Below are 11,676 nucleotides of genomic sequence, written 5' to 3' on the forward strand. Positions count from 1 at the left end.
GATCTCCTGGGTCAGCGGGTCTCGCCGGGCCAGGCTGCGCAGAGCCCGCCCCAGGCCAGGTCGGTGAGGTGCTCGGTCAGCTCGAGCCGGGTCATCGCGTCCGAGCCCGCGAGCCACTGGTCGGCCGCGGCCCGGACCATCCCCACGAGGCCGGCGCCCCACACCTTCGCGGGAGCCGTGTCGCGGCCTGCACGGGCCAACGCCTCGGCGATGACCAGCGACATCTGCGCGGCGATGTGGCCGGTCACCGGTGCCGCGGGGTCGCCGGACGACTGGTCGAGCAGGGGAGCGGTCACGACGAACCGGTAGACCTCGGGGTCCTTCTCCACCAGCGTGAGGTAGGCGTCGATCGCCCCGGCGACCAGCGCCCTCGGACTCGAGTCCGCGCTGGTGAGGTCGTCGCCCGCGGCCCCGGTCGCCTGCACCAGGTTGCGCAGGATCAGCGCGTCGACGCTCTCCGACACCGCGGCATACAGCCCCTGGCGGTCGGTGAAGTGGCGGTAGATGACCGTCTTGGAGGTGCCGGCCACGGCCGCGATGTCGTCCATCCCGACGCCGGCGCCGTGCTGGCGCACCGCCCGCAGGGTGGCGTCGACCAGCTCGCGGCGGCGGGCCGCCCGGTGCTGGTCCCACCGGGTGCTGCGGCCGTCGGGCGCCGGGTCCGCGGGATGGGGGGTGGTGGTCACAGGGGGACAGTAGCAGGTACCGGGTGTACCTGCTACTGTCCGTATCAGTTACCTTTCCCGCCTTCCGACCACCCCAGGAGCACCCGTGGCCACCTCAGCGCCATCCTCACGAGCCGCGTCGTCCCGCGGCTCGGCCCAGCCGCGCCGAGCCGCCGTCATCGGCGGCAACCGCATCCCCTTCGCGCGCCAGAACGGCGCCTACGCGAAGGCCTCGAACCAGGACATGCTGACGGCTGCCATCGAGGGCCTCGTGGCGCGGCACGGCCTCGCGGGAGAGCAGGTGGGGGAGGTGGCCGCCGGTGCGGTGCTCAAGCACGCCCGCGACTTCAACCTCACCCGCGAGTCGGTGCTGGGGTCGAGCCTGTCGGCCCGCACCCCTGCCTACGACGTGCAGCAGGCCTGTGGCACGGGGCTCGAGGCGGCCATCCTCGTGGGCAACAAGATCGCGCTCGGCCAGATCGAGTCCGGCATCGCCGGCGGCACCGACACCGCCTCGGACGCGCCGATCGCCGTGAACGAGGGGCTGCGCGAGACGCTGCTCACCCTCAACCGGGCCAAGACCCCCGGCCAGCGCGCCAAGGCGCTGACCGGGCTGCGACCCAGCCAGCTGGTGCCCGAGATCCCGCGCAACGTCGAGCCTCGCACCGGCCTGTCGATGGGGGAGCACATGGCCCAGACGGCCAAGCAGTGGGGCATCGGCCGCGAGGCCCAGGACGAGATCGCGGCCAGCTCGCACCAGCACCTCGCCGCCGCCTACGACCGCGGCTTCTTCGACGACCTCATGACACCATTCCTCGGGCAGACCCGCGACCAGAACCTGCGCGCCGACTCCACCGTCGAGAAGCTCGCGACGCTGAAGCCGGTGTTCGGCAAGGGCGCGGACGCCACCATGACCGCGGGCAACTCCACGCCCCTCACCGACGGCGCCTCCGCCGTGCTGCTCGGGTCGGACGAGTGGGCCAAGGAACGCGGGCTGCCGGTGCTCGCTCATCTCGTCGACGCACAGACCGCGGCCGTCGACTACGTGACCGGCAACGAGGGCCTCCTCATGGCTCCGGCCTACGCCTTGCCCCACCTGCTCGCCCGCCAGGGGATGCGGCTGCAGGACTTCGACCTGGTCGAGATCCACGAGGCGTTCGCGGCCACCGTGCTCACCACCCTCGCCGCCTGGGAGAGCGAGCAGTTCTGTCGCGACCGGCTCGGTCTCGACGCCCCGATCGGGGCCCTCGACCGCGACCGGCTCAACGTCAACGGGTCGTCGCTCGCGGCGGGTCACCCGTTCGCGGCGACGGGTGGGCGCATCGTCGCCTCGCTCGCGAAGATGTTGCACGAGAAGGGATCCGGCGCTCGTGGTCTGATCTCGATCTGCGCCGCCGGCGGCCAGGGCGTCATGGCGATCCTCGAGGCCGCGTGATGGCGGGCACCTACGCGGGCATCATCAACAGCGCGGTCGGCAGCAAGCTGGCGACCCAGCTGGGGCTGCCCCGCCCCGCCAGGCTCCGCCGGTATGCCGTGGGCGAGCCACTGGTCGACGGCGCCGTCCTCGTCGGCGGGCACGGCGCCGCCCCGGTGGCCGTGCGCGTGCGCGCCCTGCTGGAGCGTGAGGGGGTCGACTACGTCGACGAGCTGGCCGAGGGCGGCCGGGTCGCGGCCGTCGTGGCCGACCTCACCGAGGCTGCCGAGCCCACCGACCTCGAAGCACTGCGACGCCTCGTGGCGCCGGCCCTCAAGGGTCTGCGTCCCAGCGGGAGGGTCGTCGTGGTCGGCCGCGAACCCAGCAGTGCCAACGGTTTCGCGCAGGCCGCGACGCGACGGGCCCTCGAGGGCATCACGCGGTCCATCGGCAAGGAGCTCCGGGCGGGAGCCACCGCCAACCTCGTCCTCGTCGCTGACGGGGCGGAGGCGAACGCCGACGCCGCGGTGCGCTTCCTGCTGTCGGGCCGCGCGGCATACGTCGACGGGCAGGTCGTGCACGTGGGCCGCGGCACCCCCACCGAGCCTGCTGACTGGGCGAAGCCGCTGGCCGGCAAGGTGGCCGTCGTCACCGGTGCTGCCCGGGGGATCGGAGCCTCGATCTCCGACGTGCTGGCCCGCGACGGCGCCACGGTCGTGTGCGTCGACATCCCGGCCGCCGGAGACTCGCTGGCCCGCACCGCCAACCGGGTCGCAGGCACGGCGTTGCAGCTCGACGTCACCGCCCCCGATGCGGGACGTCAGGTCCTCGACCACGCCATGGCCCGGCACGGTGGTCTCGACATCGTCGTGCACAACGCGGGCATCACCCGCGACAAGCTGCTCGCCAACATGGACGAGGACCGCTGGTCCTCCGTGCTCGACGTCAACCTCGGGTCGATCCTGCGGATGAACGAGGTGCTGCTCTCCGAGGGTGGTGTCCGCGACGGGGGTCACGTCGTCCTCGTGTCGTCGATCGCCGGCATCGCGGGCAACCGCGGCCAGACCAACTACGCCGCGTCCAAGGCGGGCGTGATCGGGCTCGTCGACGCGCTGTCGGCGGACGAGGCGCTGCGGGCCCGCGGCATTACCGTCAACGCCGTGGCGCCCGGGTTCATCGAGACCGAGATGACCGCCAAGGTCCCCTTCGCCACCCGTGAGGTCGGGCGACTGCTCAGCTCGCTCAACCAGGGCGGCCTCCCCGTGGACGTGGCGGAGACGATCGCGTGGTTCAGCCAGGACGCCAACGCGGGCGTGACGGGCAACGTCGTGCGGGTGTGTGGCCAGAGCCTGCTGGGAGCCTGACATGACGGTCCGCACGCTCCGGGAGTCACCCTCCCTCGCGCCGTTGTTCGCCAAGGCGGCCCTCACGCAACGCGGCCGTCACGGCGACCTCCCTGAGACGGCACTGCGTCGCGAGGGTGTCAGCGTCGACCGTGACCACCTGTTGGCCTACGAGCGCGTCTGCGCCTTCGGTGGCAGCGATGTGCTCCCGCACACCTACCCCCACGTCCTCGGGTTCCCCCTCCAGGTCGCCCTGATGGCCGACCGGTCGTTCCCGCTCCCGTTGCCGGGCCTGGTCCACCTGGAGAACCAGATCACCGTGCACCGGCGCCTCACCGCTGACGACCGGCTCGACCTCACGGTGCACGCCGAGCACCTGCGCCCACATCCGAAGGGGCGGCTCGTCGACCTGGTGACGACGGTCGAGGCCGGCGGTGAACGGGTCTGGGAGGGCCGGAGCACCTACCTGCGCCGTGGCCGCCCCGACCCCGTTGCAGAGCGTGGTGCGCAGGCCCCGCCGCTGCCCGGCAGGCCGCCGGCCGGCATCGTCCGTGTCCCGGAGCGCCAGGGCCGGGCGTATGCCGCGGTGTCCGGTGACGTGAACCCGATCCACCTGCACGCCCTGACGGCCAAGGCGCTGGGTTTCCCGCGGGCCATCGCCCACGGCATGTGGACGGCCGCGCGCACGCTGGCCGCCCTCGGTGCGGGCACCGCCGAGCCGAGCACGTCGCACGTCTGGTTCGCCAGGCCGGTGCTGCTGCCGAGCACGGTCGAGCTGGTCGTGGACGACGCGGGTCCGGTCACGGTGGCCGGCCTCCGGTCCGCCAAGGACCCGGCGACCACGCACCTGACCCTGACGTTCGAACGCCTCGGTGCCGCAGGCTGACCCTGCGCTGCGCAGTGCGGCTGCCCACCGGCTCGGGTCGTGGATCGCGTGGTTGGGAGTCCGGGTCGGGTGCCCCTAGGGTCGACAGCATGGAGCCCTCACCCGACGGGCCGCTCCCGTCACCACGCTTCGGGGCCCTGCGCGCCTCCGCCCGCAGCTCCGTGCGCGCCATCGGTGAGGCCGTGCGCCGTGCCGGGCCGGAGCGCGACGCCGCGCTCCTGATGGGCAAGGCTGCCCTGGCGACGGTCCTGGCCTGGCAGTTCGCGGTGCGGGTCCTGCACAGCCCGGCGCCCTTCTACGCACCCATGGCCGCTCTCCTCGTGGTCGACCGCACGATGGTGCGGTCCCTCTGGGCGAGCGCCCAGCGGTTGGTGGCGGTCATCGTCGGCATGAGCGCGGCGTGGCTCGTCGGGGCCACGCTCGGAGTCCATTGGTGGAGCATGCTGCCGGTCATGGCCCTCGCCCTCCTCGTCGGGCGATGGCGCCGGTTGGGGGACCACGGCATCCAGGTGCCGACCATGGTGCTGCTCTCCCTCATCACCGTGGGCGGGACCGACATGGAGTTCACCTACCTCACCATCGTGCAGACGTTGGCGGGCGGGGTGATCGGCGTGCTCACCAACGCGGTCGTGGTGGCCCCACTGCACATCCAGCAGCCGCGCGACCAGATCCGCGCCCTCACCCGACAGGTGTGCCAGCTGCTCAACGACATCGCCGCGGGCCTGCGCGATGGCTGGGACGGCGAGATGGCCCGCGGGTGGTACGACACCAGCACCGACCTCCTGCGGGCCGCACCCGACATCCACGCCGCGATCGAGACCGGGGTAGAGAGCACCCGGTTCAACCCGCGTGAGAACCTGCGCCGCGTCACGGTCGACTGGGCCGGCTACGCGGAGACCGTCGAGGCGATCCGGCGCGGCCAGTGGCAGGTGAGCGGGATCGCCCGGACCCTGGTCGACGCCGCTGATGACGAGGCGAGCCAGCCGACGCCGACCCAGCGCTTCCTCGAGAGCTATGCGGGGGCGCTCGACGAGATCGCCGGGGCCCTGAGCCACTTCGGGCTGGACGGTGACGACGAGCAGGCGGTGGTCCGCGACTACCTGCGGTCGGCCGAGGAGATCCTCACCGAGCTGGAGCACGTCGTCCGCACCACCGAGCTCGAGGACGAGCGCTCCTGGCCGGCCTACGGCGCCATGCTGCTCGACGCCCACCGACTGATCCGTGAGCTCGAGCTGCACAGCGACACGGCGGTCATGCCCACCGACAGCGGCCCGATCCGCAAACCCCCGAAGCGCATCGTCGGCCGCTGAACCCGGCTCGGGGTCAGCCCCCGTCGAGGCGTCTGGCGAAGTAGCGCGACAGCTCGGAGTCGGCGTAGTGGCCGAACCGGATCGTGGGTGCGTACCCCTGCGCCTCGTAGAGCGCGATCGCCTCGGGCTGCATGGTGCCGGTCTCCAGGGCGAGCACCTCGACACCCGCCGTCCGGGCCGAGTCCTCGAGCGCGGCCAGCAGCCGCCGGGCCAGCCCCTGGCGGCGCTGGGTGGGGGAGACGAACATCCGCTTCACCTCGGCGCACCGGCCGCCGATCGCGGCATCGAGCTCGGGCCGCAGCCGCCAGCCGCCCATCGCGACGGGGGAGCCGTGCACCAGGCCGAGGAGGAAGCGGCCCCGCGGCTCGTCGAACTCGGTCGGGTCGACCGGGGAGTCGTCGGGCCCACCGTAGATCTGGACGTAGTAGTCCTGCACCTCGGTCACGAGGCTCTGGACCCGCGGGTCGGTGAAGGCAACCTGCTCCACGACCCACGCGGGGAGCGGGTCAGGGGTCGCGGCCGTCACGAGCCGAGTGCGGCGACGGCTTGCTCGACCGGCATCTCACCGGCTACGAGGTCGACCGTGCGGCCCCGGCCTGCCCCGGTGACGAGCAGCTCGGCGAGGACGGCCGCGACGTCGCGACGCGTGACCGAGCCGTGGTCGAGGCCTTCACCGAGGGTGACCCGACCGCTGGGCTCGTCGTCCGTCAGCCGACCCGGGCGGACGACGGTCCACTCGAGGCCGGTGCGGGCGCGGAGGTCGTCGTCAGCGGCTCCCTTGGCCCGCAGGTAGACCTGGAACACGTCGTTGCTGTCGGGGTCGGCCCCTTCGGTGCCCATCGCCGACACCATGACGTAGCGGGTCACCCCGGCCTGCTCGGCGGCGTCGGCCAGGAGGGCGGCAGCCGCCCGGTCCACGGTCTCCTTGCGGTCCGCGCCACTGCCCGGGCCTGCCCCGGCGGCGAACACGACTGCGTCCGCGCCGGCGACGGCGGCGGCCAGCTGGTCGACGGTCGCCTTCTCGAGGTCGACGACCTCGCCGCGGGCGCCCTGCTTGGCGAGGTCGGCGAGGTGGTCCGGGTTGCGCACCAGGCCGACCGGCTCGTGACCGGCTTCGGACAGGCGCTGCTCGAGGTGCTGGGCGATCTGTCCATGGCCTCCGGCGATGACGACGATCATGGTGCCTGTCTACCACCACCGCCCGGGCCGCCGGGGAGCCTGCCGGCAGCCGACGCGGGTAACTCGCGCGCGGGGGTCGCGGGGCGGCCGATAGCATCGGTATGCCGCCCTGCGGGCCTTCGCGTGCGGCATGCCGACAGCCCCATCACCGCTTCACCACCGCTCCACCACCGCGCAGTCCCACCGACCAGCAGGAGAAGCCACCACCATGTCTGCCCAGATCACCGTCAACGTCGCTGGAGACGAGCGATCGGTGCCGGAGCAGACGACTGCCGCCGACCTGTTCGAGGGTGACCGCGCCGTCCTGGTCGCGCGCGTCAACGGCGAGCTCCGCGACCTCGCCCACGTGCTGTCCGACGGAGACGTGGTCGAAGCGGTCACCGCCCAGGAGCAGGACGGCCTGGACGTCCTGCGACACAGCGCCGCCCACGTGCTGGCGCAGGCCGTGCAGGAGGTCAACCCCGACGCCAAGCTAGGGATCGGACCTCCGGTGCGTGACGGCTTCTACTACGACTTCGACGTCGAGGAGCCCTTCACCCCCGAGGACCTCAAGGCGCTCGAGAAGGTCATGCAGCGCATCATCAACGAGGGCCAGACCTTCGCCCGTCGCGAGGTCAGCGACGAGGACGCGGCCGTCGAGCTGGCCGACGAGCCCTACAAGATCGAGCTGATCGGACTCAAGGGCGGAGCCGCAGGCGATGCCGCCGAGGGAGCAGACGTCGAGGTCGGGGGAGCCCAGCTCACCATCTACGACAACCTCAAGCGCGACGGGTCCCGGGCCTGGGGCGACCTGTGCCGTGGCCCGCACGTGCCGTCCACCAAGGTGCTCGGCAACGCGTTCAAGCTGATGCGCAGCGGCGGCGCCTACTGGCGCGGAAGCGAGAAGAACCCGCAGCTGCAGCGGGTCTACGGCACCGCATGGGCCACCAAGGACGAGCTCAAGGCCTACCTCGACCGCCTGGCTGAGGCCGAGCGTCGCGACCATCGCAAGCTGGGGGCCGAGCTCGACCTCTACTCCTTCCCCGACGAGCTGGGTTCCGGCATGGCGGTGTTCCACCCCAAGGGTGGGGTCATCAAGCGCGAGATGGAGGACTACGTCCGCCGTCGCCACATCGAGGAGGGCTTCTCCTACGTCGGCACCCCCCACATCAGCAAGGACGGGCTGTTCCACACCTCCGGGCACCTGCCCTACTACGCCGACACCATGTTCCCGCCGATGGAGCTCGAGCACGCCGAGTACCGCCTCAAGGCGATGAACTGCCCGATGCACAACCTCATCTTCCGCTCGCGCGGCCGCTCGTACCGCGAGCTGCCGCTGCGGTTCTTCGAGTTCGGCTCGGTCTACCGGTTCGAGAAGTCGGGTGTCGTGCACGGGCTGACCCGCGTGCGGGCGATGACCCAGGACGACAGCCACTCCTACGTCACCCCCGAGCAGGCCCCGGCCGAGATCGAGCACCTGCTGCGTTTCGTCACCGGGCTGCTCAAGGACTTCGGGCTCGACGACTACTACTTCGAGATCTCGACGCGGGGGTCGGACGCCGACAAGCAGGACAAGTTCATCGGCTCCGACGAGCAGTGGGAGACCGCGACCCGCGTGCTCGAGGAGGCGGCTGCCAAGTTCGGCGTCGACCTCGTGCCCGACCCCGGCGGTGCGGCGTTCTACGGCCCGAAGATCTCGGTGCAGACCAAGGACGCCATCGGTCGCACCTGGCAGATGAGCACCATCCAGTACGACTTCAACCAGCCGCACGGGTTCCAGCTCGAGTACCAGGCGGCCGACGGGTCCCGCCAGGAGCCGGTGATGATCCACTCGGCCAAGTTCGGGTCGATCGAGCGCTTCATCGGCGTCCTCGTCGAGCACTACGCGGGAGCCTTCCCGCCTTGGCTGTCGCCGGTGCAGGTGCTCGCCATCCCGGTCGCAGACGAGTTCTCGCCCTACCTCCACGACGTGGCAGACCAGCTGCGGCGCAAGGGGATTCGCGTCGAGATCGACGACAGTGACGACCGGTTCCCAAAGAAGATCCGCAACGCCTCGAAGTCGAAGGCGCCGTTCGTGCTCATTGCCGGTGAGGAGGACCGCAGCGCCGGCGCGGTGTCGTTCCGCTACCGCGACGGCGAGCAGAAGAACGGCGTGCCGATCGACGACGCGATCGCCGAGGTCGTCGAGGCGGTCGCCTCACGCCGTCAGGTCTGACCTGCGCCGTCGTCCGGCTCGGTGACCACGACGACCTCGGTGGTGGCACCGGCGCCGGCCGGCCCAGCCACACGCACGGCCTCGGCCGCCCGGTCCACCTGGACCGGGCGGCCGTCCTGCATGGCAGACGCGATGCGGTGCCCGAGCGGGAGGCGCAGCCGCAGCCAGGTGTCCACCGGCGTCGCCTCCGGCAGGGTGAGGGAGGCCTCGACCCGGTGCTCGTCGAGGAGGGACCGCACGGCATACCCGACCGGGCCCCACCGCGTGGGGGCCGCGGTCACGCGCACGCACTGCCCGTGCGCCAGCCAGGTGCGGGGGAGCGCCCGGGCGAGCCAGAGCTCGTCGGCGACCGGCTGCTCGAAGACCAGCATCCAGCGCACCAGGGCGGGCACGGCCAGCTGGGCGGGCACGCAGTACGGCGCGGCCGGTCTGCCGGGGCGGACTCGTCGCGTCTCCGGCGCGGTCCACGAGCCCCGGGTGTGGTGGTGGGCGCTGAGGGTCCACAGCCCGAGCAGGAACTCGCGCACCCTGTCGTGCTGCAGGAGCCCATGGAAGTGCCCGTGGGCGAGGAAACCGGCCAGCTCGCGGTTGCCGACGAGGCCGGGGTGAGGCACCCGGAGTGGAGCAGCTCGGCGTTGGCCCGGTAGGCCCGGAACTGTGGGTCGTCGGCATCGACCATCACTGCCTCGTGCCAGGGCGTGCTCGCGCCCGCGACCACGGGCAGCCACGGTGGGTCGAGGTCGGCGCGCAGGTCGCGGGTGACCGCGCGCTCGAGGTCGGTCGCCAGTGACCGGGCCTGCCGGCCCAGGTATGCCGCGCGGTCGGCCAGGGCGAGGTCGTCCAGCTCGGCGCCGACGGTTGCCCACACCCGGGAGAGGTCGGTGAGGCCACGCACCGCCTCGGCGCTCGAGGACAGGTAGGGGACGACATAGCGGTCGGGCTCGGCCTCCAGCGCGGAGTCGGCCTCGCACCACCCGGCGAGCAGCCCGTGCCCCGGGTCGCCCGGAGCCAGCTCGAGGGACTCCCGGCGTCGGTCGAGCAGCAGGTCAGCGATGGCGTCGATCCGCCCGCGGTGACGCAGCAACGCCGCCGTGTCGGCCGTGCACTCATGCAGGTGCGCGATGGCGGTGAGCATGCGGCCGTACTGACCCGTGGCCGGGCCGCGGTACTCCAGCGAGCCGTCGTCGCGGACGAAGTGCTCGAGGTAGGTGTCGAGGACCGTCCGGGCGTGCTCGCGCAGGCCCCAGTCGGTCGCCGCCGCAAGCTCGACGGTGAAGGTGTCCTGGAAGCCGTCGTGCTCCGGTCCGCCGTAGTCGCGGTCGACGACGCCGTAGCGCGGCAGACCCCGGGTGCGGGTCAGCATCGCCCTGGCCAGGCCGTGACGGGCGAGGTCGGCCAGGCGACGGTCGGGGAGGTCGACCTGCACCGCGGTTGCCGTGCGGTCGTGCCAGTCGTCGTGGAAGGCCAGCAGGGCGGTGTGCAGCGCGTCGGGGTCGGCTGCACCGCGCGGGTGGACGGCCGGGTAGGAGTCGAGGCAGGTCATCGAGACCACGGCGCCCGACTCGACCCGCGTGATGCGGTGCCAGACCGGCTGCACCGTCGGATGGCTCCGCTGCGGGTGGACCGGCGCGAAGACGAGCACCTCGCACCACGCGTCGGGGCGGTCGGGTCCGTCCGGAAAGGCGAAGCGCAGCCCCGGGAGCCAGCCGCCGACGAGCCCGGCCAGCACCCGCCCGGCGGCACGGGCCGACGCGATCTGGGGTAGCACCTGGGCGGGGTCGACCGTGGGGGTGCGGCCGTCCGCGGTGACGGCCAGCGTGTCGGCGGTGAGCGGGCTCCCCACGAAGCTCCAGGTCGGCATGCCCTCGACCGGCGGCAGCATCGTGGCCACCCGAGCGGGGTCGGGGTCGTCCTCCCCGGCGAGCAGCTCCCGGCCGAGCAGGTCCACCGGGCTGCTGAGCACCTCGTCGGCGCAGTGCCCGCCGAACCATCCGTCCCCGTCGGGCCCGCCCTGGTCGCTCGCGGCGTGGTGCGTCGGGGGACCGGTGGTCGGTTCCACCCTTCGTGCGAGCACCGTCCACGTCAGGTCGGCGTCGACGAAGGCCATCGGCCCGTCGACCGAGGTGAGGTCCTCGAGCACGGTGACCGGGCGCCCGTCCGCCGCAGCTGCGTGGCCCACGACGGTCCAGGAGCCCTCGGGCGTCGAGGGCGACCAGGTCATGAGCACGTCGGGAGCGCCCTCCTCGTTGTCGCCGTCGGTCCACTGCAGCGCCACGAACCCGTGGCGACGGTAGAAGCGCAGCGCGTTGTGGTTGTCCTGGAAGGCCCACAGCCGCAGCCCCTCGGGGAACCGCTCCTTGGCGACCTCGACGAAGCGGCTGCCGAGCCCGTGCCCGGTGTGCGGCCGGTCGAGGTAGAGGTGACCGAGCTGGTCGGGAGCCATCAGGGCCAGGAAGCCGACCAGCCGCCCGTCGAGGACCGCGACGTGGACCTCGAAACCGGGCAGCAGGACGTCGCGCACGAACGGCAGCACGGTCTCGCGCGGGTGGGCGATCATGGGGATCGCCGGCACCGACTGCTCCCGCACGCGCCAGAACAGCTCGGCCAGCTCGGCCGCGTCGTCGGGTCGGGCACGACGGATGGTGGGCTCGGATGCGGTCGAGGGCACGCCTCATAGGATCACGC

At 72.5% G+C, this 11,676-nt stretch carries 10 protein-coding genes; 5 read left to right on the forward strand and 5 right to left on the reverse strand.

Going from position 1 to position 11,676, the window contains the following annotated elements; translation table 11 throughout:
• Positions 1–11: 11 nt before the first annotated feature.
• Positions 12–686, reverse strand: a complete 675-nt coding sequence (locus ABD262_RS06320; protein ID WP_344132782.1) for a TetR family transcriptional regulator — start codon at positions 684–686, stop codon at positions 12–14.
• An 85-nt stretch (positions 687–771) separates the two neighbouring features.
• Between ABD262_RS06320 and ABD262_RS06325 the strand changes: the two genes are divergently transcribed.
• From ABD262_RS06325 to ABD262_RS06340, 4 genes are all read left to right on the forward strand, one after another.
• Positions 772–2,100, forward strand: coding sequence for an acetyl-CoA C-acetyltransferase (locus ABD262_RS06325; protein WP_344132785.1), 1,329 nt, complete (start codon positions 772–774; stop codon positions 2,098–2,100).
• Positions 2,100–3,443 carry a 3-oxoacyl-ACP reductase gene (locus tag ABD262_RS06330; RefSeq protein WP_344132788.1) on the forward strand — a complete coding sequence of 448 codons (1,344 nt, stop codon included), beginning with the start codon at positions 2,100–2,102 and terminating at the stop codon, positions 3,441–3,443. The genes ABD262_RS06325 and ABD262_RS06330 overlap by 1 nt, the downstream gene beginning before the upstream one ends.
• Before the next feature lies 1 nt (position 3,444).
• Positions 3,445–4,308 carry a MaoC/PaaZ C-terminal domain-containing protein gene (locus ABD262_RS06335; RefSeq protein ID WP_344132792.1) on the forward strand — a complete coding sequence of 288 codons (864 nt, stop codon included), beginning with the start codon at positions 3,445–3,447 and terminating at the stop codon, positions 4,306–4,308.
• Positions 4,309–4,397: 89 nt separating this feature from the next.
• Positions 4,398–5,618 (forward strand): FUSC family protein, encoded by a 1,221-nt coding sequence (locus tag ABD262_RS06340; protein WP_344132795.1) that lies wholly within the window; start codon positions 4,398–4,400, stop codon positions 5,616–5,618.
• A gap of 13 nt (positions 5,619–5,631) precedes the next feature.
• Here the strand turns inward: ABD262_RS06340 and ABD262_RS06345 are convergent, their stop codons facing one another.
• Both ABD262_RS06345 and ABD262_RS06350 read right to left on the reverse strand, forming a co-directional pair.
• Positions 5,632–6,144 carry a GNAT family N-acetyltransferase gene (locus ABD262_RS06345; RefSeq protein ID WP_344132798.1) on the reverse strand — a complete coding sequence of 171 codons (513 nt, stop codon included), beginning with the start codon at positions 6,142–6,144 and terminating at the stop codon, positions 5,632–5,634.
• Positions 6,141–6,797, reverse strand: a complete 657-nt coding sequence (locus ABD262_RS06350; protein ID WP_344132801.1) for an NAD(P)H-binding protein — start codon at positions 6,795–6,797, stop codon at positions 6,141–6,143. The genes ABD262_RS06345 and ABD262_RS06350 overlap by 4 nt, the downstream gene beginning before the upstream one ends.
• Positions 6,798–7,005: 208 nt before the next feature.
• Here ABD262_RS06350 and thrS point away from each other — a divergent pair, with 208 nt between their 5' ends.
• Entirely contained in the window at positions 7,006–8,991 is a 1,986-nt protein-coding gene (thrS, locus tag ABD262_RS06355; protein WP_344132804.1) for a threonine--tRNA ligase, read from the forward strand.
• Here thrS and ABD262_RS06360 read toward each other — a convergent pair.
• Positions 8,982–9,272, reverse strand: coding sequence for a hypothetical protein (locus tag ABD262_RS06360; RefSeq protein ID WP_344132807.1), 291 nt, complete (start codon positions 9,270–9,272; stop codon positions 8,982–8,984). The genes thrS and ABD262_RS06360 overlap by 10 nt on opposite strands.
• Positions 9,269–11,659 carry a GNAT family N-acetyltransferase gene (locus tag ABD262_RS06365; protein WP_344132810.1) on the reverse strand — a complete coding sequence of 797 codons (2,391 nt, stop codon included), beginning with the start codon at positions 11,657–11,659 and terminating at the stop codon, positions 9,269–9,271. The genes ABD262_RS06360 and ABD262_RS06365 overlap by 4 nt, the downstream gene beginning before the upstream one ends.
• Positions 11,660–11,676: the final 17 nt, after the last annotated feature.

Origin of the sequence: Pedococcus bigeumensis (assembly GCF_039531795.1) — a bacterium.
GTDB classification, from domain to species: Bacteria; Actinomycetota; Actinomycetes; order Actinomycetales; family Dermatophilaceae; genus Pedococcus; species Pedococcus bigeumensis.

What these genes read in the sequence shown, in the direction of transcription:
- ABD262_RS06330 (WP_344132788.1), top strand. Translation starts at nt 2,100, where the DNA reads ATGGCGGGCACCTACGCGGGCATCATCAACAGCGCGGTCGGCAGCAAG.
- ABD262_RS06335 (WP_344132792.1), top strand. Translation starts at nt 3,445, where the DNA reads ATGACGGTCCGCACGCTCCGGGAGTCACCCTCCCTCGCGCCGTTGTTC.
- ABD262_RS06340 (WP_344132795.1), top strand. Translation starts at nt 4,398, where the DNA reads ATGGAGCCCTCACCCGACGGGCCGCTCCCGTCACCACGCTTCGGGGCC.
- ABD262_RS06350 (WP_344132801.1), bottom strand. Translation starts at nt 6,797, where the DNA reads ATGATCGTCGTCATCGCCGGAGGCCATGGACAGATCGCCCAGCACCTC.
- thrS (WP_344132804.1), top strand. Translation starts at nt 7,006, where the DNA reads ATGTCTGCCCAGATCACCGTCAACGTCGCTGGAGACGAGCGATCGGTG.